This window comes from Amycolatopsis sp. NPDC004368 (assembly GCF_053602515.1).
Genome location: NZ_JBSGDT010000023.1, coordinates 42,165 through 68,388, shown reverse-complemented (window position 1 = coordinate 68,388; position 26,224 = coordinate 42,165). Strand labels below are relative to the sequence as shown.

Annotated in this window: 24 protein-coding genes; 7 read left to right on the top strand and 17 right to left on the bottom strand. The window is 72.2% G+C overall.

From position 1 onward, the window contains the following. Positions 1-59: 59 nt before the first annotated feature. The 4 genes from metH to ACWEOE_RS27955 form a co-directional block, all read right to left on the bottom strand. Complete coding sequence (gene metH, locus ACWEOE_RS27970; RefSeq protein ID WP_452014219.1) at positions 60-3,689, bottom strand: methionine synthase; 3,630 nt, start codon at positions 3,687-3,689, stop codon at positions 60-62. A gap of 161 nt (positions 3,690-3,850) precedes the next feature. Continuing rightward, a complete protein-coding gene (locus ACWEOE_RS27965; protein ID WP_452014217.1) occupies positions 3,851-4,432 on the bottom strand; it encodes a maleylpyruvate isomerase N-terminal domain-containing protein in 582 nt (193 codons plus the stop codon). A gap of 18 nt (positions 4,433-4,450) precedes the next feature. Continuing rightward, entirely contained in the window at positions 4,451-4,894 is a 444-nt protein-coding gene (locus tag ACWEOE_RS27960; protein ID WP_452014215.1) for a sigma factor, read from the bottom strand. Between the two features lie 153 nt (positions 4,895-5,047). Continuing rightward, positions 5,048-6,553 (bottom strand): carboxylesterase/lipase family protein, encoded by a 1,506-nt coding sequence (locus ACWEOE_RS27955; RefSeq protein WP_452014213.1) that lies wholly within the window; start codon positions 6,551-6,553, stop codon positions 5,048-5,050. Positions 6,554-6,707: 154 nt separating this feature from the next. On the opposite strand from ACWEOE_RS27955, the gene ACWEOE_RS27950 reads away from it, so the two are divergent. Further along, positions 6,708-7,205 carry a MarR family winged helix-turn-helix transcriptional regulator gene (locus tag ACWEOE_RS27950; RefSeq protein ID WP_452014211.1) on the top strand — a complete coding sequence of 166 codons (498 nt, stop codon included), beginning with the start codon at positions 6,708-6,710 and terminating at the stop codon, positions 7,203-7,205. A gap of 25 nt (positions 7,206-7,230) precedes the next feature. After that, on the top strand, positions 7,231-7,689 hold the full coding sequence (locus tag ACWEOE_RS27945; protein WP_452014209.1) for a hypothetical protein: 459 nt from the start codon (positions 7,231-7,233) through the stop codon (positions 7,687-7,689). Here ACWEOE_RS27945 and ACWEOE_RS27940 read toward each other — a convergent pair. After that, complete coding sequence (locus ACWEOE_RS27940) at positions 7,674-9,368, bottom strand: sigma-54-dependent Fis family transcriptional regulator (protein ID WP_452014207.1); 1,695 nt, start codon at positions 9,366-9,368, stop codon at positions 7,674-7,676. The genes ACWEOE_RS27945 and ACWEOE_RS27940 overlap by 16 nt on opposite strands. A 130-nt stretch (positions 9,369-9,498) precedes the next feature. Here ACWEOE_RS27940 and ACWEOE_RS27935 point away from each other — a divergent pair, with 130 nt between their 5' ends. Beyond that, on the top strand, positions 9,499-11,136 hold the full coding sequence (locus tag ACWEOE_RS27935) for an FAD-dependent oxidoreductase (protein WP_452014205.1): 1,638 nt from the start codon (positions 9,499-9,501) through the stop codon (positions 11,134-11,136). A gap of 6 nt (positions 11,137-11,142) precedes the next feature. Here the strand turns inward: ACWEOE_RS27935 and ACWEOE_RS27930 are convergent, their stop codons facing one another. After that, on the bottom strand, positions 11,143-11,622 hold the full coding sequence (locus ACWEOE_RS27930; protein WP_452014365.1) for a DinB family protein: 480 nt from the start codon (positions 11,620-11,622) through the stop codon (positions 11,143-11,145). 172 nt (positions 11,623-11,794) lie between these two features. On the opposite strand from ACWEOE_RS27930, the gene ACWEOE_RS27925 reads away from it, so the two are divergent. Continuing rightward, positions 11,795-12,748, top strand: coding sequence for a helix-turn-helix transcriptional regulator (locus ACWEOE_RS27925; protein ID WP_452014203.1), 954 nt, complete (start codon positions 11,795-11,797; stop codon positions 12,746-12,748). 24 nt (positions 12,749-12,772) lie between these two features. After that, a complete protein-coding gene (locus ACWEOE_RS27920) occupies positions 12,773-13,180 on the top strand; it encodes a VOC family protein (RefSeq protein ID WP_452014201.1) in 408 nt (135 codons plus the stop codon). Between the two features lie 4 nt (positions 13,181-13,184). Here the strand turns inward: ACWEOE_RS27920 and ACWEOE_RS27915 are convergent, their stop codons facing one another. Further along, positions 13,185-14,306, bottom strand: a complete 1,122-nt coding sequence (locus ACWEOE_RS27915) for an amidohydrolase family protein (protein WP_452014199.1) — start codon at positions 14,304-14,306, stop codon at positions 13,185-13,187. 449 nt (positions 14,307-14,755) lie between these two features. Between ACWEOE_RS27915 and ACWEOE_RS27910 the strand changes: the two genes are divergently transcribed. Continuing rightward, the gene (locus ACWEOE_RS27910) at positions 14,756-15,424 is read left to right on the top strand and encodes a GntR family transcriptional regulator (protein WP_452014197.1); all 669 of its coding nucleotides are present in this window, start codon (positions 14,756-14,758) and stop codon (positions 15,422-15,424) included. 74 nt (positions 15,425-15,498) lie between these two features. Here the strand turns inward: ACWEOE_RS27910 and ACWEOE_RS27905 are convergent, their stop codons facing one another. The 9 genes from ACWEOE_RS27905 to pdxR form a co-directional block, all read right to left on the bottom strand. After that, complete coding sequence (locus ACWEOE_RS27905) at positions 15,499-16,326, bottom strand: hydroxypyruvate isomerase family protein (RefSeq protein WP_452014195.1); 828 nt, start codon at positions 16,324-16,326, stop codon at positions 15,499-15,501. Further along, the gene (locus tag ACWEOE_RS27900; protein ID WP_452014193.1) at positions 16,326-17,204 is read right to left on the bottom strand and encodes an NAD(P)-dependent oxidoreductase; all 879 of its coding nucleotides are present in this window, start codon (positions 17,202-17,204) and stop codon (positions 16,326-16,328) included. The genes ACWEOE_RS27905 and ACWEOE_RS27900 overlap by 1 nt, the downstream gene beginning before the upstream one ends. A gap of 144 nt (positions 17,205-17,348) precedes the next feature. Then, a complete protein-coding gene (locus ACWEOE_RS27895; RefSeq protein WP_452014191.1) occupies positions 17,349-18,347 on the bottom strand; it encodes a lysylphosphatidylglycerol synthase transmembrane domain-containing protein in 999 nt (332 codons plus the stop codon). After that, positions 18,347-19,450 (bottom strand): glycosyltransferase family 4 protein, encoded by a 1,104-nt coding sequence (locus ACWEOE_RS27890; protein WP_452014189.1) that lies wholly within the window; start codon positions 19,448-19,450, stop codon positions 18,347-18,349. The genes ACWEOE_RS27895 and ACWEOE_RS27890 overlap by 1 nt, the downstream gene beginning before the upstream one ends. A 148-nt stretch (positions 19,451-19,598) precedes the next feature. Then, positions 19,599-21,107 carry a CYTH and CHAD domain-containing protein gene (locus ACWEOE_RS27885; RefSeq protein WP_452014187.1) on the bottom strand — a complete coding sequence of 503 codons (1,509 nt, stop codon included), beginning with the start codon at positions 21,105-21,107 and terminating at the stop codon, positions 19,599-19,601. 46 nt (positions 21,108-21,153) lie between these two features. Continuing rightward, positions 21,154-21,621: a hypothetical protein gene (locus ACWEOE_RS27880; protein WP_452014185.1), complete on the bottom strand. Its 468-nt coding sequence runs from the start codon at positions 21,619-21,621 to the stop codon at positions 21,154-21,156. A 75-nt stretch (positions 21,622-21,696) separates the two neighbouring features. Then, a complete protein-coding gene (locus ACWEOE_RS27875; RefSeq protein WP_452014183.1) occupies positions 21,697-22,536 on the bottom strand; it encodes an aldo/keto reductase in 840 nt (279 codons plus the stop codon). 38 nt (positions 22,537-22,574) lie between these two features. Continuing rightward, positions 22,575-22,934: an STAS domain-containing protein gene (locus ACWEOE_RS27870; protein WP_452014181.1), complete on the bottom strand. Its 360-nt coding sequence runs from the start codon at positions 22,932-22,934 to the stop codon at positions 22,575-22,577. A 97-nt stretch (positions 22,935-23,031) separates the two neighbouring features. Beyond that, positions 23,032-24,441 (bottom strand): MocR-like pyridoxine biosynthesis transcription factor PdxR, encoded by a 1,410-nt coding sequence (pdxR, locus tag ACWEOE_RS27865; RefSeq protein WP_452014179.1) that lies wholly within the window; start codon positions 24,439-24,441, stop codon positions 23,032-23,034. Positions 24,442-24,523: 82 nt separating this feature from the next. Here pdxR and ACWEOE_RS27860 point away from each other — a divergent pair, with 82 nt between their 5' ends. Continuing rightward, a complete protein-coding gene (locus ACWEOE_RS27860) occupies positions 24,524-25,735 on the top strand; it encodes an MFS transporter (protein ID WP_452014177.1) in 1,212 nt (403 codons plus the stop codon). Positions 25,736-25,769: 34 nt separating this feature from the next. Here ACWEOE_RS27860 and ACWEOE_RS27855 read toward each other — a convergent pair whose 3' ends face one another. Further along, positions 25,770-26,183: an SsgA family sporulation/cell division regulator gene (locus tag ACWEOE_RS27855; protein ID WP_452014175.1), complete on the bottom strand. Its 414-nt coding sequence runs from the start codon at positions 26,181-26,183 to the stop codon at positions 25,770-25,772. Between the last annotated feature and the right edge of the window lie 41 nt (positions 26,184-26,224).

The following is a 26,224-nucleotide window of genomic DNA, read 5'->3' as shown; positions in this document are numbered from 1 at the left end:
GAAACGGACACGGCCGACGCGGTGCGACCCCCGTCGGCCGTGCTTCGGATCGGTCCGGATCAGTACGCCAGGTTCGGCCGCAGCCAGCGCTCCACCTCGCCCAGGTCCAGACCCCGCCGCCGGGCGTAGTCCTCGACCTGGTCGCGGCCGAGACGCCCCACGGTGAAGTAGCGGGACGCCGGGTGCGCGAAGATCAGGCCGCTGACGGCGGCGGCCGGGCTCATCGCGTAGGACTCGGTGAGACCGATGCCCAGCTCGCGGGCACCGAGCAGATCGAAGAGGTCCTTCTTCTCGCTGTGGTCGGGGCTCGCGGGGTAGCCCAGGGCCGGGCGGATACCGCGGAAGCGCTCGGCGTGCAGGTCCTCAAGCTTCGGCTCGGCGTCGGGCTCGAACCAGCGGCGGCGGGCCTCGAGGTGGATGTACTCGGCGAACGCCTCGGCCAGGCGGTCGGCCAGTGCCTTGACCATGATGGCCCGGTAGTCGTCGTGCCCGGCTTCGTAGTGGCGGGCCAGCTCTTCGGCGCCGTGGATGGCCACGGCGAAACCGCCGAGGTGATCGCCTTCCGGAGCGACGTAGTCGGCCAGGCAGCGGTTGGCTCGGCCGTCGGGCTTCTGCGTCTGCTGGCGCAGCATGGGGAAACCGCGGCCGGCGTACTCGCCGTCGAGCAGGATGTCGTCGCCCTCGGAGTGGGCGGGCCAGTAGCCGAACGCGCCGCGCGCGGTGAACGAGCCGGCGGCGATGATCTCGTCGAGCAGCGTGTTGGCGTCGTCGAAGAGCTCGCGCGCGACGGGCTGCTCGAGGATCGCCGGGTACTTGCCCTTGAGCTCCCAGGCCAGGAACAGGAACTGCCAGTCGACCATCTCGCGCAGCTCGGCGATCGACGGCTCGACCACCCGCACGCCCGTGAACTCAGGCACGGGCACGTCGTCGAACGACACCTGCTCGCGGTTGGCCCGCGCCTGCTCGACGGTGAGCAACGGTGTCGCGTGGCGGTTCTCGTGCTGTTCGCGCAGGCGCTGCTGCTCGGCGCGGTTGGTGGCGTCGAGCGCGTCGGACCGGTCGGTGTCGAGCAGGTCCGAGACGACACCCACGACCCGCGACGCGTCCAGCACGTGCAGGGTCGAGTGGTCGTACACCGGCGCGATCTTCACGGCCGTGTGCTGCTTCGACGTGGTGGCACCGCCGATCAGCAGCGGCAGCTTGAGGCCACGCCGCTGCATTTCCGTGGCCACGGTGACCATTTCGTCGAGCGAGGGCGTGATGAGGCCGGACAGCCCGATCACGTCGGCGCCCTCCGTCACGGCTGTGTCGAGGATCTGCGCGGCGGGCACCATCACCCCGAGGTCGATGACCTCGTAGTTGTTGCAGCCCAGCACCACGCCGACGATGTTCTTGCCGATGTCGTGCACGTCGCCCTTCACCGTGGCGAGCACGACCTTGCCCTGGCCGCGCGAGGTGTCGATGCGGCCTTCGAGGCGCATCTTCTCCTTCTCCGCCTCCATGTACGGCTCCAGGTAGGCCACCGACCGCTTCATCACCCGGGCACTCTTGACCACCTGCGGCAGGAACATCTTGCCCGACCCGAACAGGTCGCCGACGATCTTCATCCCGTCCATCAGCGGACCTTCGATCACCTGCAGCGGCCGCTCGAACTGCTGCCGCGCCTCCTCGGTGTCGGCTTCGATGAAGTCGACGATGCCGTGCACCAGCGCGTGCGAAAGGCGTTCCGCGACCGGGCCCTCCCGCCACGACAGGTCGACGGTGCGCTTGGTGCCGCTGCCCTTCACCGTCTCGGCGAACTCCACGAGCCGGTCGGTGGCGTCCTCGCGCCGGTCGAAGAGCACGTCCTCGACCAGCTCCAGCAGGTCCTTCGGGATGTCCTCGTACACGGCGAGCTGGCCCGCGTTGACGATGCCCATGTCGAGCCCCGCGCGCACGGCGTGGAACAGGAACGCCGAGTGCATCGCCTCGCGCACCACGTCGTTGCCGCGGAAGGAGAACGAGAGGTTCGAGATGCCGCCGGAGGTGTGCACGCCCGGGCAGCGCTCCTTGATCCGCGGCAGCGCCTCGATGAACGCCTTCGCGTACCCGTTGTGCTCGCTGATGCCGGTGGCGACGGCCAGCACGTTGGGGTCGAAGATGATGTCCTCGCCGGCGAACCCGGCTTCTCGGGTGAGCAGGTCGTACGCGCGGGCGCAGATCTCCACCTTGCGGTCCGCGGTGTCGGCCTGGCCCTTCTCGTCGAACGCCATCACCACGACACCGGCGCCGTAGTCGCGGATGCGGCGGGCCTGTTCGAGGAACGGACCCTCGCCTTCCTTGAGGCTGATGGAGTTGACCACGCCCTTGCCCTGCACGCACCGCAGGCCGGCTTCGAGCACGCTCCAGCGCGAGCTGTCGATCATCACCGGGATGCGGGCGACCTCGGGCTCGGTGGCGATGAGGTTGAGGAACGTGGTCATCGCCTGCTCGGAGTCGAGCAGGTCGGCGTCCATGTTCACGTCGAGCAGGTTGGCGCCGCCGCGCACCTGCTCCAGCGCGACGTCGACGGCGGCCTGGTGGTTGTCGCCCTCGATGAGCCGGCGGAACTTCGCGGACCCCGTGACGTTGGTGCGCTCGCCGATCATCACGAACCCGGTGTCCTCGCCGATCGTGAACGGCTCGAGCCCGGAGAAGCGCGACCGGTGCGGCTCCTCGGGCACCTCGCGCGGCGCCAGGCCCTTCACGGCTTCGGCGATCTTCGCGATGTGCGCGGGTGTGGTGCCGCAGCACCCGCCGACGATGTTGACCATGCCCGCGCCCGCGAACTCGCCGAGCATGCCGCCGGTCTCGTCGGGGGTCTGGTCGTAGCCGCCGAACGCGTTGGGCAGGCCGGCGTTGGGGTGGCACGCGGTGTAGGTGCCCGCGATCTTCGCCAGCTCCTCCACGTGCGGGCGCATCTCCGCGGCGCCCAGGGAACAGTTCACGCCCACCACGAGCGGTTCGGCGTGGGCGATCGAGCTCCAGAACGCCTCGACGGTCTGGCCCGAGAGCGTGCGGCCCGACAGGTCCACGATCGTCACGGAGATCCACAGCGGCAGGTGCGGCGCGACCTCGCGCGCGGCCGTGATGGCGGCCTTGGCGTTGAGGGTGTCGAAGATCGTCTCGATCAGCAGCAGGTCGACGCCGCCGTCGGCGAGCGCCTGGATCTGCTCGGCGTAGGACGCCTTGACCTCTTCGAAGGTCACCGCGCGGAACGCGGGGTCCTCGACGCGCGGCGAAAGCGAGAGCGTGACGTTGAGCGGGCCGATCGAGCCGGCCACGAAGCGGCCGCCGAACTCGTCGGCGGCCTGGCGCGCCAGAGCGGCCCCGCGCAGGTTCATCTCGCGCACGTGGTCGGCCAGGCCGTAGTCGGCCTGGCCGATGCTGGTGGCCGTGAAGGTGTTGGTGGTCGTGATGTCCGCGCCCGCGGCCAGGTACTGGCGGTGCACGTCGAGGATCACGTCGGGTCGCGTCAGGTTCAGCAGATCCGGGTCGCCGGTGACGTCCTTGGGGTGTCCCTCGAGCCACGAGTCGCGGTAGTCCTCGGGGGTCAGGCCGGCGCCCTGCAGCATCGTGCCCCACGCGCCGTCGAGCACGGCGATGCGCTGGTCGAGCAGGTCCCGCACGTCTTGAGTCCCGCGCTGCTGGGTCCTGGGCTGCTGGGTCATGCCACCTCCGGCGTAGTCACGGAGGCGCCCTTCGGTTCGCGGTGGAGCCGGTCGAGCGTGGCGGACACCCGTGGTCCGTTGCAGCGCCTCTCGACCTTGGTGGTCGAGCCTACCGGATGCGTCCGTTACAGGCAGCCACCGTTCACACTGCGGGACGGTAATCAGTTCAGGGGCGCGCCCCGCCACTTCCACTCTGCCCGCCGTGACCTGCCCGGAAGCTCGATACGGCCCGCGCACCAGCGCAGTCCGTCCCACGGATCGGACGCCGGGGCCTCGTCGGGGAAGAGCCGCGCGACCACGCGGGCGCAGACTTCGCGCGGCGGGTCGAGCTGGGTGCCGACGCCGCGCGCGAGGTCGTCGCCGTGCAGCAGCAATTCGGCGCACCCCATGGCGGCGAAGCCTTCCGGGTCGGCGAAACCGGTCGGGTGATAAGCCCGGGCCTCGGGCGCGCTGGTGGCGATCGCGGCTCGCAGGAGGCGAGCACCGGTGAGCGCGAGCTCCAGCAGCTCCTCCGGCGTGGCCCCTTCGTCGGCCTTCGCGAGGAAGCGCACGTAGTGGTCCCGCGGCCGGCTGACGACCTGGGCCGCGTACGACATCAGGACGTCCCCCACGTGCTCCGCCGTCTGGCGGCAGTCCCAGTCGAGCTCACCGGCGGGGCGGGTCCAGTCCTGGTGGGTGTGCGGCCGGAGCGTGGCTTCGACGCAGGCGAGCGCGTCGCCGAGATCCGCGGCGGTGACGGTCATGCGGCCATGCTGCCGGACTCAGGTGCCGAGTGCCTTGCGCATCGCCGTGAGCGCCCGGTGCTGCTGCACCCGCACAGCGGCCGCGCCGAGGCCCAGCGCATCACCGGTCTGCTCGGCGGACAGGCCGACGACCGTCCGCAGGATCATGATCTCGCACTGCCGTTCGGGCAGGAGCCGCAGGAGCCCGGCCAGGCGCTCGTCCGCCGGCTCACCGCCCGACCCGGCCTCGCGGACCTGGCGCTGCGCGATGCGGTACGCCGTGGCCGAGAACGACCGGTCCCCCGCGCGGCCGGGCAGGGCGACGAGAATCCCGAGACACACTTCCTGAGCCACTTCGTCCGCCTTCGCGAAACTGCCGCCGCGCCGCCCGATCCGCGCCCGGCAGTAGCGCACGATCAGCGGCCGCGCCCTCTCGAGGAGCCGCGCGATCGCCTCGGGGTCGCCGTGAGCGGACGCGGTCATCGCGGCTCCGCCCGTCCGGCCACGCTCGGCCGTCGCTCACCCGACATCGGTTCCCCTCCCCTGTGGGTACCGACATTAGGAGGTCGACGGTCGTCCGAACGGGTCAGCGGCACGGAAAACACCCGCGCGGTGCAGAGCAGATGCGTCAGTGCGTCACAGGGAGTTCCGGCCCCAGAACGTGCAGTGGTGGTCCGCCGGGAAGGACGGATCGGGATGCGGGCCGTCGGAGGCGAAGGTGACGACGGAGCCGGCCGGCCAGGACGGCGGTGGTGTGCCGTGGACGAAGGCGGCCCAGGCGCCGACCATCCGGTCGGACAAGGACTTCTGGGCGGGCGTGAAGGCGGCCGGCCGGCCGTCGAGGTCGAAGAGGTAGGGCAGCTCGAACGTGTGGGCCGCACCGAGCGGGAAGGGGGCCTGCACGCCCGCGGCGGCCGGGGAGGTGGCGTCGGCGAAGTCGTAGCGCCACACCGACGGCAGGGAGTGCGACAGGGTTTCGGTGACGCAGGCGAAGGCCGAGTCCGTGACCGCCGCCGAGTAGGCGCGCGAGGCGTCGCCACCGAAGGCGGCCGGCGGGTATTCGGCGGCGACGGCGGCGGCGTCGGGGAAGTAGCGGGCCAGGGCGGCCACGTAGGTGCCCGGGGTGACGGGTGGGGCGCCGGCGGTGATCTGCTGGGCAAGGAAGTAGGTGAACTCGTCGTGCGTGGTGCCCATCAGCACGGGCACGGGAGCCGCGGAACCGACGCCGGTGACCGGATCCCGCGGCAGGTCCGTGCCGCCGGTGACGGGGCCGGGGAACCCGATGCCGGCCAGGGACCGGTACACCGGGCCGGGTTGCAGTTTCGCCACGGGCAGCGCGCGCAGGCACGCGGCGGCCGTCGCGCGGTCGGGGCAGCCGTGGGCCGCTGAAAAGTCCACGCTGGACTTTTCAGCCGCCGTCAGGGTTGCCTGCTCCTGGCACGGAGCACTTTGGACGATCGCCGCGCGGAAGAGCCCGCGCGAGCCCGGGGCCACCAGGTGATCGCACACGGACATGCCGCCCGCGGACTCGCCCGCGACGGTCACCGCGGCGGGATCACCGCCGAACGCCGCGATGTTGTCGTGCACCCAGCGCAGGGCCTGCTGCTGGTCGAGGAAACCGTAGTTGCCGGGCTGGGTGCCCAGTGCCGGGTCGGCGAGGAAACCCAGTGCCCCCAGGCGGTAGTTGATCGTGACCACGACCAGGTCGCCCCGCACGGCGAGCCGGGTCGGGTCGTAGCGGTCGCCGCCGCCGTCGAGGAAGGCGCCGCCGTGGATCCACACGAGCACGGGACGTTTCGCCGTCGAGACCGGGGGCGTCGAGACGTTGAGGTAGAGGCAGTCTTCACTGGTGCCGGCCGCGGTCTCCTGCGGGCAGCGGGGTCCGGGCGCCGTGGCGTCGCGCTCGGCCGTCCAGGGCGCGGGCGGCGCGGGCGGCTGCCAGCGGCGCTCACCGGTCGGCGGCGCCGCGTACGGAATCCCTTGGAACAGGCGGTGATCCGGGGTCACCGTGCCGCGCACCGGGCCCGAAGCCGTGCGCACGACCTCACCGAGGCGCCCGATGGCCGCGTCGGAGGCCGCGCACGCCGAGGCGGCCATCGCGAGGACGAGCAGCACCACGGCAACACCTCGCCGCCGGATCATCAACGCTCCCTCCGCCACCGCGCGGACGATACCGGGCCACAAGATTTTTTCACGGCCCGGGATACCGGCCCGTGAGTGAGGTACCTCAACGCTAAGCGACTTCGACGGATCGCTCACCTACCTCAGGACTAAGTCACCCATTAGGCTGGATACCATGGCCGACCACGTGGACTCCGTGCTGGCGCAGTGGGCCGCGCAGCGCCCGGACCTCGACGTGTCCCCGATGGCCGTGATCGGCCGGCTCAAGCGGGTGTCCCGCTTGATCGACACCGAGCTGGCGCGCACGTTCGCCAGACACGGCCTCGACGCGGCGTCGTTCGACGTGCTCGCCTGCCTGCGCCGCAGCGACCCGCCCCACCGCCTGACGCCGACCGAGCTCACGCGCACCGCGATGGTCACCTCCGGCGCCGTGACGCAGCGGCTCGACCGCCTCGAGGACCGCGGCCTGATCTCCCGCAGCCGCAGCGAAACCGACGGGCGCGGCGTGCTCGTCGCGCTCACCGGCGAAGGCCGCGCCCTGATCGACCGGGCGCTGCCCGACCACGTCGACACCGAACGCCGCGTGCTCGACGCCCTCACCCCACCCGTGCAGGCCGACCTCGCCGACGCCCTGCGCACGCTGCTCGAATCCTTCGGCGACCGCACCGGCTGACCTGGCCGGCTGGAAGGAGACGCGCGTGGGCATCGAAAACCTGGACCCGTTCCTCGGCGAGTGGGCGGTGACGGTCGTGTTCCCCCACGCGCCCGCCGACCAGCCCTCGCCGGTCGCGCGGTCGGTCTTCGCGACGATCCTCGACGGCCGTTTTCTCACGCAGCGCACGGAAGTCCCCCTGCCGGAGGCGCCGGACAGCTTCTCGATCGTCTCCGCCCACGAAGACGGCACCTTCACCCAGCACTACCACGACGCCCGTGGCGTGAGCCGCCTCTACGCGATGACCTTCCGCGACGGCGTGTGGACGCTGCTGCGCGAAGCCGCCGACTTCTCGCCGCTCAGCTTCCGGCAGCGCTTCACCGCCACCTTCAGCGCCGACGGCGACCACATCGACGGCGCCTGGGAGCTGGCTCCGCCGGGTGAGGACTGGCGGCACGACTTCGAGATGCACTACACGCGGCTCGGCGGTCATTCGAGTCCGTAACGCCGCAGCTTCCGGTAGAGCGTCGCGCGGCCGATGCCGAGCAGGACGGCCGCCCGCACGCGATTGCCGTTCGCGGTCCTCAGCGCCTCGGAAATCGCCAGGCGCTCGGCCTTCTCCAGCTCGGTCAGCCGCGGGTGCGCCGACGACGACCGCAGGCGGCCGGGCAGGTGCCGGGCGCCGACGGTCGGCCCCGCGGCTTCCGCTTCCGCCGCGGCGACCACGGCCTTGAGCTCGACGAGGTTGCCCGGCCAATCGTGGCGTTGCAGCGTGGTGCGCGCGTCCTGGGTGAAGCGCGCGCCGCCGGCGAACCGCTGCGCCAGCTCGGGGATGTCGGCCGTCCGCTCGCGAAGGCCGGGCACGAGGACCTCGACCGGCGACCAGCCGGTGCGCAGCAGATCCGCGCACCCCGGGCCGGCGCCGGTCGTGAAGGTCGCGACGACGCGGGCGTGGTGGTCGTCGGCGAGGAGGGCGGCGAGCCGCGCGCCGCGGCCCGGCCCCAGGCGTTCGACGTGCCGGAGCAGCACGGCCGGAGCCCGCAGTGCCGCCGCGACCTCGGCGAGCCAGCCGTCGTCGTCCGTGGCTTCGAGGACCGGCGGATCGCCGAGCACCGCACGCGCGACGGAGGTCTTGCCGACTCCCGGTTCGCCGAGCAGCAGCAGTGGCCGGGTGCCGGCGTCCGCGACGGATCGCTCCAGCGATCGCCACGCCGGCGCGCTGCCGACGAGGCCCGCGTCCGCGAACAGCGACAGCCGGACGCGCCGGCGCGCGGGCCGCGGCGGCACCGGCTCGGCAACGACCAGCACGCCCCGGTTGTCGTCGGCGAGCGCGGGCGACAACCGGACCTTCACCCCGTCTTCCAGGATCAGCTCGGTGGTGGGGAGCGCACCGTCCCGCACGGCCTCGACCGCGTACGACTCGAGGGTCTCGAGGTCGCGGGGCCGCAGCAGCGCGGCGGCGGAGTCACTGACCAGGCGGGTCCGGCCGTCGAGCACGGCGATCGGGTACTTCGCCGGCCCGGCCCGCAGGTAGGCCTCGAGGAGCCGCCGCTCGTGCGCCGACGCGGCGTGCAGCAGCTCCCGTTCGATCGCGCCGGCCGCCGTGGTCGCGACGGCGTGCAGTACCCGCAACGGCGCGTCGAGCTCGCACACGATCGCGACCGCACCGGCGGCCTTGTGCGTGATCGGGTCCGTGACCGGGGCGCCGGCGCACACGGAGTGCTGGTAGAGCCCGAAGAGGTGTTCGGGCCCGCCGATCACGAAGGGGCCCCTCGTGGCCAGGACGTGGCTGATGCCGTTGGTCCCGGTGGAGCTCTCCGACAGGTCGGCGCCCAGCCGGGTGTCGATGCGGGCGAGGTGGGCGCCCACCGCCTCGTCGTCGGCCCAGCACCCGACGACGTGGGCGTGGCGGTCGCTGAGCACGATCGCGGCGCCGAGCCCGACGAGGTCGGCGGCGAGCCGCGTCAGCACCGGGGTCGCGGCGCGAACCAGCGGGGTGTCCAGCGAAACGGGCACCTCGGGCACGTGGTCGCGGGTCACGTCGAGTTCGGCGAACCGCGACCGGCGCCACGCGGCCGAAAGCCACGCGGGCAGATCCGCCGGCAGGCGCCGTTCGGTCAGGAAGACCTCGCGGGCGTGACGCAGGCGGGCGAGGCCGTCGCGCGTGTCGATCTCGTAGCCCATCCGCCGTCACTCCATTGTGGTCACGGGAACTGTGCACACCGGATCCGCACATCTTGCGCCACCACACGGTCGGGCGGGCTGTCTCATTGTGAGACAACCGCGCGCGAGCCCGCGGCCGCAGGGTGTGCGCATGACAGTTGCGCCCCGAGAGAACGCCCGGCCCGTCCCACCCGGCGCCGCGGACGTCGAGACCGACGTCGTCGTGGTCGGCGGTGGCGGTGCCGGCCTGCCCACCGCGTTGTTCACCCGCTGGCTCGGGAACGAGGTGGTGCTGCTGGAAAAGGCAGCGGAACTCGGCAACACCATCAGGAAAGCCGCGTTCTGGTACTGGGTGCCGGACAACGAACCCATGCGGGCGCTGGGCATCGAGGACCGGTTCGAGGACTTCCTCCGGTACGTCGCGCGGCTCTCGCAGCCCACGCGCTACGACCCGGACAGCCCGACGGCGGGGCTCACCGAATGGGAAGCCTCGATGGCCCGGGCGTTCTTCGAAAGCGCGAGCCCGGCCGCCGAGCTGCTCGCCGACCGCGGCGCGCTGCCCTACCGGCACTGCCCGGACGTCCCCGACTACTGGTCGGAGCTCCCGGAGGACAAGGCACCGCACGGCCGGGTCCTGGTACCCGCCGACGCGCGGGACTCGATGTCCGATGGTGGCGAGCGCGCGGTGGAGCGGATGTCCGCCGTCGCTGCGCGCGACGGCGTCGACGTGCGCACCGGCCACCGCGTGCAGCGCCTGGTCATGGACGACGGCCGCGTCACCGGCGTCGAAGCGACGACCGTCGACGGCACGACCGTGCGGGTCCGCGCGCGTAAGGGTGTCGTGTTCGCGACGGGCGGCTTCGGCCACGACGAGCGGCTGCGCGGCGACCACCTCGGCGTGCCGGCGTACCCCGGGTGCGCGGCCTTGACCAACGAGGGCGATTTCCTGCGCATCGCCTCCACGCTCGGCGCGCAGCTTGCCACCATGAACCACGCCTGGATGTGCCCGGTGCCGCTGGAGCGGGCCGGGCGGGCCGACCTGGTCGGCATGTTCTCGGTGGCCGGTGACTCGATGGTCTTCGTCGACCGGCACGGCGAGCGGGTGGTCAACGAGAAGCTGCCCTACAACGAGGCCGCGCGGACGTTCTTCCGGTGGGACCCGGCGACCGGCACGTACCCGAACCTCGTCCTCGTGCAGCTGTGGGACCAGCGCAGCCAGGACCATTCGGCCAGCGACGAGTACGGCCGGCTGATCGTGCCGGCGGGCAGCGACGACGCCCACGTGCTCTCGGCGCCGACGCTCGACGAGCTCACCGCGAAGATCCGCGAACGGCTCGCTGCGCTGGCCACGAAGACCGGCGGGTTCACCCTCGCCGACGACTTCGCCGCGAACCTGCCGCGCACGATCGACCGGTTCAACCGCTTCGCCGCCGACGGGAAGGACGAGGACTTCGCCCGCGGTGAGACCGCGATCCAGCTGGTGTTCAACGGCCCGGTGAAGGACGAGCCCGGTCGCGCCAACCCCACCATGTGGCCGCTGAGCGCCACCGGCCCGTACTACGCCGCCCTCGTCACCGGCGGCATCCTCGACACCAAGGGCGGCCCGCGCACCGACCCCGACGGGCGCGTGCTCGACGACCTCGGCGCCCCCATCCCCGGCCTCTACGGCGTCGGCAACTGCGTGGCGTCGGCGTCCGGCCGTGCCTACTGGGCCGGGGGCGCGACGCTCGGCCCGATCATCGCGTTCGCCCACCGGGCCGCGCAGGCGATCGACCGCGCGGCGCCGTGACGCCGCTCAGCCCATGCTCTTCGCACCGTCGAGGGACTCGCGCAGGATGTCGGCGTGGCCGGCGTGCTGCGCGGTCTCGGCGATGATGTGCAGGAACACCCGCCGCGCCGACCAGCTCGCGTTCTCCGGGAACCACGGCGCGTTGGGCAGTGGCTGCGTGGCCCCCAGGTCGGGCACGGTCGCCACGAGCTCGTCGGTCTTGGCGGCCACTTCGGCGTAGTTCGCGAGCACGCCCTCGAGCGTCTCGCCGGGCAGCATGCTGAACTCGTTGGCGCGCTCGGCGAAGTCGGCCTCGGTCATCTGCGAGAAGTCCGGCATGGCCGAGGGACCGGTGACGATGAACTCGGCCCAGCCGCGCTCCACCGAAGCCACGTGCTTGATCAGGCCGCCGAGGCACAGCTCGCTGGCGGTGGGCCGCAGCCCGGCCTGCTCGTCCGTGAGGTCCCGCGTGGTGAACCGCAGGAAGTGCCGGTGCTTCGTGAGCATCTCCAGCAGGTCGGCGCGCTCGCCCGTGGTCACGTCGGTCGCGAGGGTCTCGTTCACGGCGGTGTCCTCTCGTTGGGGGGTTTGGTGCATTTGACACCTTTGGTGCCTTCGAAAGCCAAGGTAATCCGTATTCCGGCCACTTTCTGGCCGCAATGCGGGAGAATCTGGATTCATGGCCAACACGAGCTCACGGACGCTGCGGCTGCTGTCCCTGCTGCAGACCCACCGCTACTGGCCCGGCCCCGAGCTGGCCGAGCGTCTGGAGGTGTCGCTGCGCACGCTGCGCCGCGACGTCGACCGGTTGCGCGAGCTGGGTTACCCCGTCGAGGCGCAGCGCGGCGTCGACGGCGGCTACCAGCTCGCACCCGGCGCCACGCTGCCGCCGCTGGTCGTCGACGACGAGGAGGCCGTGGCGCTGGCGGTCGGCTTGCAGGCGGCCGCTCAGGGCTCGGTCGAGGGCATCGCCGAGTCGTCGCTGCGGGTGCTGGCCAAGGTGGTGCAGGTGATGCCGGCGCGCCTGCGGCGGCGGGTCGACGCGTTGCGCGCGATGACCGTGCCGCTGGACTGGACCAGCGCGCCCGGCCCGAGCGTCGACCCTGGTGTGCTCACCACTCTCGCGCTGGCCTGCCGCGACAGCGAACGCGTGCGGTTCGCCTACACCGCGGCGAACGGCCGGCAGACCGACCGCCACGTCGAGCCGCTGCGGCTCGTGCCGGTCGGGCGCCGCTGGTACCTCGTCGCCTACGACCTCACCCGGCACGACTGGCGCAGCTTCCGCGTCGACCGGCTCTGCGCGCCGCAGAGCACAGGCGTGCCGTTCCGCCCGCGCGAGCTGCCCGCGCCCGACGCCGCCGAGTTCGTCCGCACCGGCCTCGAGACCGCGGTCGGGCCGTACCGCGTGGAGGTCGTGGTCGACGCACCGGCCGCCGACGTGCGCTCCCGCATCGGGCAGTGGAGCACGGTCGAAGAGCTCGACGCGCAACGCTGCCGCGTCCTGATGACGGCCGACTCGCTGGACTGGCCGACCCTGGCGCTCGGCGTGGTGGGCGCGGATTTTCAGGTGGTTTCACCACCGGAGCTGCGCGAGCGGGTTCGAGAGTGGGGCGCGCGGTTCAGCCGGGCGTAACCTGGCCTCCTCGGGAGGCTGACCATGGGCACAGTCAACGTGCGCTACATCGTCCACGACGTCGACGCCGCGATCGCGTTCTACCGCGATCACCTCGGGTTCACCGAGGTGATGCACCCGGCGCCCACCTTCGCCATGCTCACCCACGGCGACCTGCGCCTGACGCTGAGCGCCCCGGGCGGCGGCCCCGGCGGCGGCAGCCAGGCCATGCCCGACGGCCGCGTCCCCGCACCGGGCGGGTGGAACCGCTTCTCACTGCAAGTCGAGGACCTCGACGCGGTCGTCGCCCGCCTGCACCGCGCCGGCGTGCCGATGCGTGGCCCGGTCATCGAGGGCGTCGGCGGCCGGCAGGTCCTGGTCGACGACCCGTCGGGCAACCCGATCGAGCTGTTCCAGCCGACCCGCGCCGAGGCTCGGCTCGACGCGAGCTGAGCGCTCAGCACACGTTCGCGACCTCCGTCGGAGTCGGCGTAGGCGCCCAGCCCCACGGATGCGGCGCCGCCCCCGGCGAAACGACCTCGCCCGCGCGCACTGTGAGCACCGGTACGAACGCGCGGTCCAACCTCAGCGAGGCACCGACCGAATCGGACACCGACCAGTCCCCCGACACGAGATCGAGCACCGACAGGTCGGCCGGGCGCCCGACCGCAAGCCGTCCGGCGTGCGAAGCGATGCCGGCGGCCGCGGCGGGGCCCGAGGTGGCCATCGCGATCACCTCCGGCACCGAGAAGCCCAGCGCGAGGTAACGGCTGAGCACCTCCGTGAGGCTGAAGACGATCTCGCCGTGGCCGGTCAGCGTCATGTCCGTGCTCACCGCGTGCAGCGGGATCCCCTGGTCGAGCACGCGGCGGGCGACATCGAACGACAGGTTCTTGCAGCCGTGCGCCGAGTCGAAGAGCACGCCGCGCGAGGCGGCGGCCAGGGCTTCGGGCAGGACCACGCCGTCGGCGTCCAGCACGCCGCCCGGGTTGGCCGTGAACACGTGCGTGACGATGTCGCCGGCGTCGAGCAGGTCCAGGGTTTCCGGGCCGACGCGCGGGCCGGCCATCCCGCCGATGTCGCCGACGTGCACCATCAGCGGCACGCCCGCCTCCCGCGCCACCGCGCGGGCCGTCCGGAGCATGTCCAGCCCGGGTCCCTGCAGCGCGGGTGACACCATGCGCACCTTGATCCCCCGCACCAGGCCGGGATTCTCGGCGAGCACGCGGCGCACGCCGCCGGGGTCGAGATCGTCCACTGTGGACACATCGGGCTTCACCGCGAGACCACGGCGTCCGATGTGGACGAACGGCACCACCGAGGTGCGGCAGGAGGACAGCACCGCCTTGAACTCCGCGAAGTTCGCTGCACCCGAGCTGCCCGCGTCGACCACCGTCGTCACGCCCGAGAGCACACCGGCGACGTCCGGGTCCACGCTGAGCGCCGAGCCGGACGCGAAAACGTGCGTGTGCAGGTCCACAAGCCCCGCCGTGACGAGGCTTCCGGACACGTCCACGACGCGCCCCGCACCAAGACGGTCGAGGTCGGGTCCGATCGCCGTGATGACCGAGCCCGTCACGGCCACGTCCATCCGGCCCGACAGCCCGGCGGCGGGTGGTGTCGAGCGGCGACGTGGTGGCCGAGCACGAGGTGCACCGGCTGCTGGCGGAGGCGGGCTTCGACGTGTTGCGGGCCAAAACCGCGCACTCGGCCTGCGGAAGCCGCCGCGCTGGCCGGAAAACTGGGGGACTCCTCAGTCCAACGGCACTGTTGAGCTGCCTGTCGAGCAGCGCTCACAGTGCCCCACCGGTTCGGTATGCGTCAAGTACTTGACTGACCAATTTTGTCTGACAAGTATTTCTGCAGAGCCGGACTTGTCGTACCTCGTCCGGCTGGACCAGTGCGCGCTCGCCTACACTGGGGGCGCTGTCGTTTCCCGGCCCGACCCTGGCCGGGGCGTGGGGTTGCGGCGCCGGTGCAGCTGGGGGCGGCGACACACGAGGAGCTCGACCACAGGAGGTGCCAGCGGTGTCGTCGGTACTCGGATCACCGTCATTGACCGAGTCGCTCAGCGACGCACTTCGCCAGCAGATCATCCGCGGCGAGGTCGCACCCGGTCTGCGGCTCACGGAAGCGTGGGTCGCGAGCCGCTTCGACGTCGCGCGCCCCACCGCCAAGGCCGGCCTCGACCGCCTCGTCGCCGAAGGACTCCTGCGCCGCGGTCCCCGGCGCAGCTCGATCGTGCCGCAACTGTCCTCTGAGGACATCCGCGACATCTACTTCAGCCGCGAACCCGTGGAGACACTGGCGGTCCGCACGCTCGCCGAGACCGGCACCGTGCCGTCCGACGCCCAGCAGGCGCTCAACATGATGCGCCTGGCCGCCGAGCAGTCCCTGCACTCCGACCACACCGAGGCCGACGTCGCGTTCCACCGCGCGCTCGTCGCGGCCACCGGCAGCCCCCGCCTGCAGCGCATGCACGGCACCGTGATGGGCGAGGCGCAGCTCTGCATCGCCCAGGTCCGCCGCACCACCTCCACCGACCTCGTGGAGCTCACGGCCCGCCACGCGGCCATCATCGACGCCATCCGCGAGGGCGACGCGGGCATCGCGGAAGAAGCGATGCGCGCCGACCTGCACGGCTGCCGCGACATGCTGCTGGCAGACGCGGCGAAGGGGGCCGGGGTGCCGGTCTGAGGCCGGTTCCGGTCGGTACAGCCGGGATCACGACGTCGGCAGGCATCAGCCCCGCCGACGTCGCGACTCGTCGTTCACCAGCCCAGCCGGGGAACTCCCTCAAGCCACCCGAGCGACTCCTCCGTGACCACGGTCGGCTTGTACTCGCCCGCCACATTGCCCCGGTAACCGGAGTTCCAGAGGCGCTCGGTGACCGCGGCGAAGTCGATGTCGCCGGTCCCCGGCTGGCCACGGCCGGGGGCGTCGGCGAGCTGGACGTGGGCGATGAGGGCGGCGTGGGTGTCGATGACCTTCAGGAGGTCGTCGCCGCTGGTGGTGAGGTGGAAGGTGTCGAAGAGCAGGCCGATGGAGTCCGCGCCGGTGTCGGTGCGGGCCTGCTCCACCACGCGCACACCGTCCGCTGCGGTGGTGAGGGGGTAGGCGCCGTTGAGGCCGCGGCCGAGGGGTTCGACCAGCACGGTGCCGCCGACGGCGCCGAGGCGGCGGGTCGCGGTCGCCAGCTGGTCGCGGGCGACCGCGTCCTCCTCGGCCGGGTCGCCGCCGTCGGCGCGCTGGCCGTAGAGGGCGTTGAACGCGGGGCAGCCGGTGCGCTCGGCGATGGCCACGACGACGTCGAGGTTCGCCGCGAACTCCTCACGGCGCAGGGGGTTCGAGACGATGCCGCGTTCGCCGCCGGGCATGTCGCCGGCGAACAGGTTGAGACCGGTGAGCGTGACGCCGGCGTCGGAGATCGCGGAGACGAACACGTCGACTTCCCCCGCGGTGGGCACGGCGACCGGCCACGGCCACCACGTCTCCACGGCCGTGAACCCGGCGGCCGCCGCGCGCGAAAAGCGTTGCAGGTAGGGAACTTCCGCGAACAACAGCGAGACGTTCGCGACGAGCCGCAGCTTCTCACCCATCACGCGCTCCACTTCTCGACGCCTGAGAGCGCCGCCACCTGCTTGAGCAGCGCCGAGTGGTCCAGGTCGCCGGAACCGGTCGCACGCAACGACGCCATCAGCTCCCCCACCAGCGCACCCGCCGGCGAGAACACGCCGTTGGCGCGCGCCGCCGCACGGTAGATCTCCAGATCCTTGTGGTGCAGGTCCACCCGGAAGCCCGGGGCGAACTCGCCCGCCAGCATCGCCTGGCCCTTGCGAGCCAGCACCGTGCTGCCCGCGAGCCCCCCGCCGAGCACGTCGAGGGCCGGGGCCAGGTCCACGCCGTGGGTCTCGAGGAACACCAGCGCCTCGGACACGAGCTGCAGCGTGCCGGCGACGAGCAGCTGGTTCGCGGCCTTCACCGTCTGCCCGCTGCCCGGGCCGCCGACCAGCACGATCGTGGTGCCCATCGCCTCGAGCAGCGGCCGCGCGCGCTCCAGCGTCTCGGGCGCGCCGCCGACCATGATCGACAGTTTGCCTTCCTTGGCGCCGGCCTCGCCGCCGCTCACGGGCGCGTCGAGCATCGGCATCGACCGCTCGGCAGCGCGTTCGTGCAGCTCACGCGCCACGTCCGGCCGGATGGTGCTCATGTCGACCAGCAGCGTCCCCTCGGCGGCCGCCTCGAAGACGTCGGCATACACCGCCTGCACGTCGGGGCTGTCCGGCAGCACCGTGACCACGGCGTCGGCACCGGACACGGCTTCGGCGAGCGAGGGGGCGAGCGCGCCACCGCCCTCGGCCAGCGGACGGCCTCTGTCCGCGGTACGGGTGAAGCCCACGACGTCGAAGCCCGCCTCGACCAGGTTGAGCGACATCGGGAGGCCCATGACTCCCAGGCCGACGACCGCGATCCGCACTCTGTCTCCCTCCGAAGGGCGCCCTGAAGCGGACGCCGGTTGGACGGGTGACACCTTTCCTCGTCTTCGGCGCGACGGTCAAGTACTTTTGTCAGGTGAATTTTGTCTAGCAAGATTACCCTGCGGTCGACCGCAGCGGAACCGTCAGGCGGCGGAGTGCGCCGGCACCCGAGCATGGGCGACAACCGGCGTCTCGGCGACCACCGGCCGCCGCCGCAGCGAGCCCACCCACTGCACCAGCAACACCGCCCCGCCCGGAGCCGTCGACACGAGCCCCAGCAGCCCGTACACCACCGCGACCGTCACGCCCTCCTGCGCGCCCAGCCCCGCGGCCGCGAACGCCAGCGCCGCGACGCCTTCCCGCGGCCCGAACCCGCCGACGTTGATCGGCAGCCCCATCGCCAGCAGCGCCAGCACCAGCAGTGGCAGCAACGTCATCAGCGACGCCGTCGCCCCGGCCGCGTGCGCCGCGACCACGAACAACGTGAGGTGGCCCGCCAGCGCCACCAGCGACAACGCCGTGACCCGCGGCCACGTCCGCAGCCCCAGCAGCCCCGCGCGCACGTCGGCCATCGACTCGGCGAAGCCCCGCCGCCACTTCGACGTGCTGAACAGCCAGCGGTCCCCGGTGGTACACGCGACCGTCAGCACCACGATCGCGACCACGAGAACACCGGCACCCGCGACCGTCAGCACATCGTGGGCGAACGCCGGCAACACGGCCGGCCGGAAAACCAGCACGGCGAGTCCGGCCGCCACCACCACGACCTGTCCGGCTGCGCGTTCCAGGACAACGGCCCGCACGCCGCGCGCCACGTCACCGGACTGCCGCCCGTGCTCGACCGCGCGGTGCACGTCGCCGAGGATGCCCGCCGGCAGCACACCGTTGAGAAACTGCGCGCGGTAGTAGTCCGCCACGGCGCGCCGCAGCGGCAGCCGCAGGCCGAGGCGTGAAGCGACCACGCGCCACCGCCACGCGCTCACCACGGTGGTCAGCACACCGATCGCCAGCGCGGCCAGCACCGGCGCCAGGCCGATCACGCGCAGGCCGTCGAGGAAGGCGTCGGTGCCGAGGCGCCACGCCAGCACCCCGATGATCGCGAACCCGGCCAGGATTCGGAACCACGACCAGAACGTACGCATCAGGCCACCTTGATCGGGATCGAACGCCAGCGGGATAGGACTTCGGTGAGCCGGCGGGCCGCGCCGTCCCACTCTTCGAGCGTGCTGCCGCGGCCGAGCGCCGCGGTGCGCAGGTGATGCCGCAGCTCGGCGTCGGTCACCCAGCTGTGCAGCGCGGACGCCAGCGCGTCCGGGTCGCCGGGCGGCACCAGCAGGCCGGGCACCGCGCCGTCCGACGAGCGGCCGAGCGCGTCCGGCACGCCGCCGACCTCGCTGGCCACCACGGGAATGCCGCGCGCCAGGGCTTCGGTGACGACCATGCCGTAGGTCTCCGCGTGCGAGGGCAGCAGCACCAGGTCAGCGCGATCGTAGGCCGCGTCGAGCTCGGCGCCGGCCCTCGGCCCGCTGAACGTGACGCGATCGCCCAGGCCGAGGCGGTCGACGGACCACCGCAGCTCGTCGACGTACTCCGGCGCCCGCGTCAGCGAACCGACGAAGTCCACGGTGACGTCGGGCACCTGGGCCAGTGCCTCGACGAGCACGTCTTGGCCCTTGCGCGGGGTCACCGCAGCCACGCACACCAGCCGCGACACCCCGTCGGTGCCCGACGCCGGCGGCGCCGGGTCAACGCCCGGCTCCACCACGGAAACCGTCGCCGGCCGGAGACCGTGCCGGCGGACCAGCGTGCGCGCTGCGGTCGGGCTCGTCGCCACGACCTGGCGCACCACCCGCAGCGTCTCGCGTTCACAAGCGTTCAGCTCCGCGGCGTGCCCGGGGTCGAGCCCGGTCTCGTCGGCCAGCGGCAGGTGTACCAGCACGCCCAGGCGCAGCCGCCGCGCGTGCGGCACCACGACCTCGGGCACCCCGCACGCGACCAGCCCGTCGATCAGCACCGTCGTGTGATCGGGCAGCGCCGCGAGCGCCCGCGCCAGCCGCGCGCGTCCCGTCGGCCCCGGCTCGGGCCACGAGCCCGGCACCGCGACCTGCAGCACCGGCGTCCCCACACCGGGCAGGCTCTCGCACATCCGCCGGTCGTAAGTGTTGCCCCCACTGGGCTCCGTGACGTCGTCCACGTTGCCCGGCAGCACGAACGCGACCACGTCACCCGCCGGCTGACCCCGCACTTGCCCTCCTCACAACGCCGCTCTCACCCAGCAACACGGACGGCGCGGGCCCGCGGTTCAACCGCACCGCGAATTCGTCCCCACGCATGGACGAAGGCCGGGCGCCCCGGCACCCGGCCTTCACTCGTGGTCACCTCCGCCCGACGGGCTACAGCCAGCTCGGCGCCGTGCCGTTGTCGAGCCGCTTCCACCGGCCCGCGAACTCGCGCCGCAACCCGGCCCGCACTCCCCCGCCGGCCCCGTACAGCACACCGAAGGAGAACCCGACCCCTTCGTCACGCCCGTCGACACCCAGCCGGTACACGACCGGGCCGGCCACCACCCAGTCCTGGTGGTCGCCCAGCACCTGCTGCACGCGCTTCACGTTCTTGCGCCACGCCCGGACCTTGCCACCGAACACGGGCCGCACCACATCGGCCGCGTAGCGGGCGCGCTTGGCCTTCTTGCGCACCTCGTGCAACGCTAGCTGCAGCTCTTCCCCGGACAGCCCGCGTGCGGCCTTCTCCGCCTTCCGCAGTTTCCGCGCGGCCTTGCGCACCGGTCTGCGCAGCTCCTTCTTCGCCGAGCCAGACCCGCGTCCAGCGGAAACGCCCGAGACGACCTCGTCCAGCTCCCGCACCAACCTGAGGTACCGCTTGCCCTCCAGCGCGGCCAACGCCTTCTCGCGCGCTTCCACCGCCTCCCGGGAGAACCGCCGCGTGAGGTACTGGTCCACCGGCCCGACCACGAGCTCGGCATCCGCCCCCTCGACCCAGTCGCGCACGAGCGCCTCGACCACTTCGCCATCGCGGGCCGGGCCCAGCTCACCGCCCAGCCACTTCAGCTCTCGCCGCACACCCGGCACCCGTCCGTCGTCCACAATGGACGAAAACGTCCCCAGCGCGCTCCGCAGCTTGCGCGAAGCCACCCGCAACTGGTGCACGGAGTCCTCGACGTCACGGCGGACCCCGACGTCGGCGCGCTGCAACGCCGCGAACTGCTCCCGCAGGTAGTCGCCCACGACCCCGCGCGCGGAAGGCTTCCTGGCCACCGGCCGTCCATTCGGCACGCGGTCGCCGACGAGGCGCCGCAGCTTCGACGGCCAAACCGACACCCGGGCGCCGACCTCGACCAGCGTGCCTTCCAGCTCGTCGAGCAGCTCGGGTGCGGCGTCACCCTCGAGCTCCACCTCGAACTCGCGCCACCGGTCCAGGCGCGCGGTCTTCCCGCCGACCTCGCCGGTCACGTGGTCGTCGGTCACCGTCGCCACGACCTGGCCCGACGCGTCGGTCAGCCGGTGCTCGAACCGCTCGGTCTTCAGGTGCGCGATCGGCAGCAGCTTGCGGCCCAGCGTGTGGGCCCGCAGCAGCCGGTCGAGCTCGCGCGGCACCAGCTCGCCGTCCTCGCCCAGCGGCACCTGCAGCTCTTCGCGCGTGTCGGGTCCGACGGGCAGCTTGAGGTGCCACCCCGCGTCGTGCCCGCCGCTGCGCCGGCGCAACGTGATCCCGGCGCGGACCAGAGCAAACCCGGCCGTGTCGTAGTAGGTCGCGTCGAGCCGCTTCTCGGCTGGGGCGTCCTGCCCCCGCACCGTCCCGCCGCCGACGAACTCGGGGACCACCACGTCCTGCGCGACTTCGTACTTGCGCTCGCGTTCGATTTCGACCACGGGTCTGTTCATCCGTTCGCTCCTCAGGTTCGTACTCGAAAGTCTGAGGCACGGCTCACTACGGTGCGCGGTGTTCCAGCGGCGGGCTCACGTCCGGGTAGCTCGACGGGTAGCTCGCCTCCTGCGCCGGCACCGCGGTGGTCATCGCCACGCCGCGCTCCTCGGCCTCACGGCGCGAGATCCTCCGGTTCACCACGGCCTCGCCGACCTGCTCGCCGCGGATGCGGCCCAGCACGGCCAGCGTGATCGCGTGCATAATCGCCAGCACCAGCAGCAACACGCCGACGCGGCCCACCACGCCGGGCAGATCGCTGTCGCCGAGCGGAATCGTGGACAGCAGCGCCAGCAGCCCCAGCGTCACCAGGTGGAACAACACCGTGACCAGCCGGGTCATCGACGCGCCCGCGGCCGGGTCACCGTAGGAACTCTCCAGGTATCCGCGTCCGCTCCGGTAGATGATCTGCCCGTCGATCAGCACGAGCACCACGCCGATGGCGAGGAACGACACGTACGCTTCGGTGCTCATCCCGGCACCCTCCTTCCGGCCTCTCCTTCAGAACTACCCCTCGACCAGGGGAAGAAAACCCTCGGTGGGTCCGGTTCAGCCGCGGAAGGTGTCGGGGTGCGGGCCCGTGCGGTGGTCGGCGTCGAGCTTGCCGATCGCGTCGATGTCCGCGTCGGAGAGTTCGAAATCGAACACGTCGATGTTCTCGCGGATCCGCGCGGGCGTCGCCGACTTCGGGAACACGATGTTGCCCAGCTGCAGGTGCCAGCGCAGCACGACCTGCGCGGTGGTCTTGCCGTGCTTGCCGGCCAGTTCCGTCAGCACCGGGTCGGACAGCACGGCGCCCTGCGCGAGGGGGCTCCACGCCTCGGTCGCGATGCCGTGGGCGCGGTGGTAGGCACGCAGTTCCGTCTGCTGCAACGCCGGGTGCAACTCGATCTGGTTCACCGCCGGCACCGTGCCGGTCCGGCGGGCGAGCTCTTCGAGGTGCTCGACCTGGAAGTTGGACACGCCGATCGAGCGCGCCTTGCCGGCGCGCAGCAGCTCTTCGAAACCTTCCCAGGTGCGCACGTACTTGTCCTGGTGCGGCAACGGCCAGTGGATCAGGTACAGGTCCACGTACTCGAGGCCCAGCCGGCGCAGGCTGCCCTCGAGCGCGTTGATGGCATTGTCGTGGCCCTGGGCGTCGTTGGCGAGCTTCGTGGTCACGAAGACCTCGTCGCGGGGCACACCCGAGTTCTTGATGCCCTCGCCGACTCCGGTTTCGTTGCGGTACATCTGCGCGGTGTCGATGTGGCGGTACCCGGCCTCGAGCGCGCTGCGCACGGCGTCGGCGGTGTCGTCTTCGGGGATCTGGAACACGCCGAACCCGAACTGCGGAATGCGCACACCGTTGTTCAGCTCGATGTTCGGCACGTTCGTCGTGTGAGCAGTCATGATCACGGCCTACCCGAGGTTCCGGACCGCAAACCTCTTCAGGACGTGACAGCTTCGGCGAGCGTCGTGAGCACGGCCAGCTTGGCCGACGCTCCGGTGACGTCGAGGCAGCGGCGCACGCTGGGCACGCCGTCGACCACGACGGTGAACGAAATGGCTCGATCGTGGGCCGCGAACAAGGCCCGGATACCGGCACAGCCGAGGAACTCCACGCGGGAGAGGTCCGCCACCACCGGCACGCCGAGGCGGGCCGCGTCGGTGAGCGCTTCGGCGAACTCGGAGGCCGTCGCGGCGTCGAGGTCCCCCACCGGGGTGACGACGCGGATGCCGTCGTGGTCGGTGGTGGTGATGGTGAGCTCCGCCGGAATCGATACCGCGGACGAAAGCGGGGTGTTCATGGTGCGCTCCTCTCGCAGGGATCTGCAGGGGCGCTGACCGGAGCACGTGTCTGAACAACAGCCAACGCCTTCGACGGTACGCCAGTGGGCGGTGAGGTCAACCCCCGTCGAACACGTGTCTCAACACGGCGAGCCCTTCGCCGATCTTTTCGGGCAACACGGCGCCGTACCCGAGGGCGAGCCCGGACGGCGCAGGTGCGCCGCACAGGCTCGCCAGTGTCTGCACGCCGACGCCGGCCCGGTTCGCCCGCGCGACAGCGGGTTCGATGTCCACTTCGGACAGTGCACACAGGTGCAAGCCGGCTGCCGACGGCACGGGTTCCAGCAATCCGGTGAACTCTTCGTGAAGCAGGGTCGTGATCTGCTCGTGGCGCGCTGCGTACTCCCGGGTCGCCTTGCGGATGTGCCGGGCGAAGAGACCTTCGTCGAGCAGCCTCGCGAGAGCGGCCTGCGTGTGGTGGTCGCCGTGCCAGTCGGCGAGCTGCCGGGCGTGGCGCAGCGCGTCGCGCAACGAGCGGGGCGCGACGAGGAAACCCAGGCGCAGCACGGGAAGCAGCGTCTTGGAGAACGAGCCGACGTAGGCGACGCACCCCGCGCGGTCGAGGCTCTGCAGTGGTTCGAGCGGCCGGTCGGAAAAGCGGAACTCGCTGTCGTAGTCGTCCTCGATCACGATCGCGCCCGCGCGCTCGGCCCAGTCGAGCAGCGCGGTGCGGCGCGCGAGCGACATCGGCGTGCCGAGCGGGAACTGGTGCGACGGTGTCACGTACACCAGGCGCCTGCGCGCGGGCAGCTCCGAAACCCGCAGTCCTTCGCCGTCCACGGGCACGCCGACCACCTCGGCGCCGTGCGACCGGAACAGCAGCCGCGCCATGCGGTAACCGGGTTCTTCCACGGCGACGCGGTCGCCGGGTTCGAGCAGCACGCGGCACAGCAGGTCGAGCGCCTGCTGCGCGCCGTGGGTCACCAGCACGTCTTCGGCATCGGCTCGCACGGATCGCGAGACGCCGACGTGGCGCGCGATCGCCGCCCGCAGCCCGGCGTGGCCCGCGGGGTCGCCGTAGTGGGCGAAACCGGTGCCGCGCAGCTCCGCGGACACCAGCCGGCGCCAGGTCTGCATCGGAAACAGGCGGGCGTCGGGGATACCGACGCGGAAGTCGTACTCCGGTTCGGCGCCGGTGGGTTCGGGTTCGGGCGGGGGCGCCGCCCGCCACACTGTTCGCGGCCGCAGCGCCGAGCCGGCGGGTGCCTGACGGTCGCGGCCGGCGGGGACCACCGCGCACACGAAGGTGCCGGAGCCGACACGCCCGGCGAGGAACCCGTCGGCGGTGAGCCGGTCGTAGGCCACGGCGACGGTGTTGCGGGACACCGAGAGACTGCGGGCCAGCTCACGGGTGGGTGGGAGGCGTTCGCCGGCCCGCAGGCGGCCGTCGAGGATCGCGTCGCGCAGCTCGCGGTAGATGTGGGTGCCGAGGTCGCCGCGCCCGGTGAGCGTTACGTGGAAGTCCACCTCAGGCAGCTTACATTGGCCCGGTCAGGCCGCTCAGAATTGGCTCTGGTGCAGGGCCAAAAGCCCCTTTAACGTCCCGCGCATGACAACGATCGAGCGCTCCGGGGCCGTAACCGGCTCGCGGCCCGGCCGGCTGCTCGCGGCGGCCCAGCTGGCCGCCTCCCTGGGCGATGGGGCTTTTCTCACCTGCTCGGTCCTGTACTTCACGCGTGTTGTCGGTTTGACACCAGGCCAGGTCGGGCTGGGACTCACGCTGGGGTGGGCGGTCGGCACGGTCGCCGGCGTGCCGCTCGGGCACGCGGCCGACCGCCGGGGTGCACGCGGAGCCGCCGTGCTGCTGTCGCTGGCGACCGGCCTGGCGATCACCGCGTTCCTCTTCGCGGGGTCGGCGTGGACGTTCACGCTCGCGGCCTGCTGCTACGCCACCGGTCAGTGCGGGGTGGGCGCCGTGCGCCAGGCGCTGCTGGCCACAGTGGCGGAACCGGGCCGGCGCACGCGAATCCGCGCGCACCTGCAGTCCGCGGGGAACGCGGGCCTCGCGATCGGCGCGGGCCTCGGCGGCCTCGCGCTGTTGGCCGACACGCCCGGCGCCTACGTCGCGGCGTTCTCCCTCGACGCGGCCGCGTTCGTGGTGTCGGCGGCGCTGCTGCGCCTGCTGCCGGCCGTGGCGCCGGTGCCGCGGGTGAAGGGCGAACCCGCGCTGGCCGTGCTGCGCGACCGGCCGTATGCGCTCGTGACCCTGCTCAACGCGATCCTGTTGCTGCGCATGCCGTTGCTGAGCGTCGCGATTCCACTGTGGATCGTTGCGCGCACCGCCGCTCCCGAGTGGACGGTCTCGGCGCTGTTCGTGCTGAACACGATCGTGGTGGTGCTCGGTCAGGTCCGCGTCGCGACGCGGGTCACCGGCCTGCGGTCGGCGACGCGGCTCGTGCGGCACTCGGGGGTGCTGCTCGCCGCGTCCTGCGTCGCCTTCGCGCTCTCGGCCACCGGCTCGTCCGCGACGGTCGCCGCCGTGGTCCTCGTGGCCGGCGCGCTGCTCCAGGTCCTCGGCGAGATGCTGCAGTCGGCCGGGACGTGGGAAATCGGCTTCGACCTCGCACCCGCCGACCGCCAGGGCCAGTACCAGGGGTTCTTCGGCACCGGCACGTCCGTGGCCCGCATGGCGGGTCCGGCGCTGCTCAGCACGGTGGTGATGCAGTGGGGCACCCCCGGCTGGCTGCTGGTGGGTGCGGTGTTCGTGGCCGCCGGGAGTGCGATGGGTCCCGCCGTCCGGTGGGCCGGGCAGCGGGGCTGACCGCACGGGCGGCCCTCCCCAGTGGCGCGGCAGCTCAGTCCCGCAGGGCCAGCTTCGCCAGTTCCTCGTCGAAGTCGAACCACAGGGCCTCGTCGCCGGCCGGGACCTCGTCGTAGGTGCGGTCGAGGAAGTCGGCGAGCTCGTCGGCGGGGGCTTCGAGCACGGCGGAACCGTCGGGGGCGTTGAGCTCGACGACCACGCGCGCGTCGTCGGCGGCGGGGCGCACGCGGACGTCACCGTCGCCGGCCGGCGCGATCAGGCCGTCGGCGAGCAGGTCGCGGCCGAAGAGCCAGCGGACGACACCGGGGCCGGCGTGGTAGCCGACGGAGATGGCGTACGGGTCCGACGGGTCGTACTCGAGGTCAGCGCGCACCGGCAGCGGAACGCTCCCGAACGTGCGCAGCCCGAAGACGATCGTCGCGTGGACGAAGGGGGGCTCGGTGCCCATGGCGGTACCTCCTTCTTGTCGTTCTCGGGTGCAGTCAACTC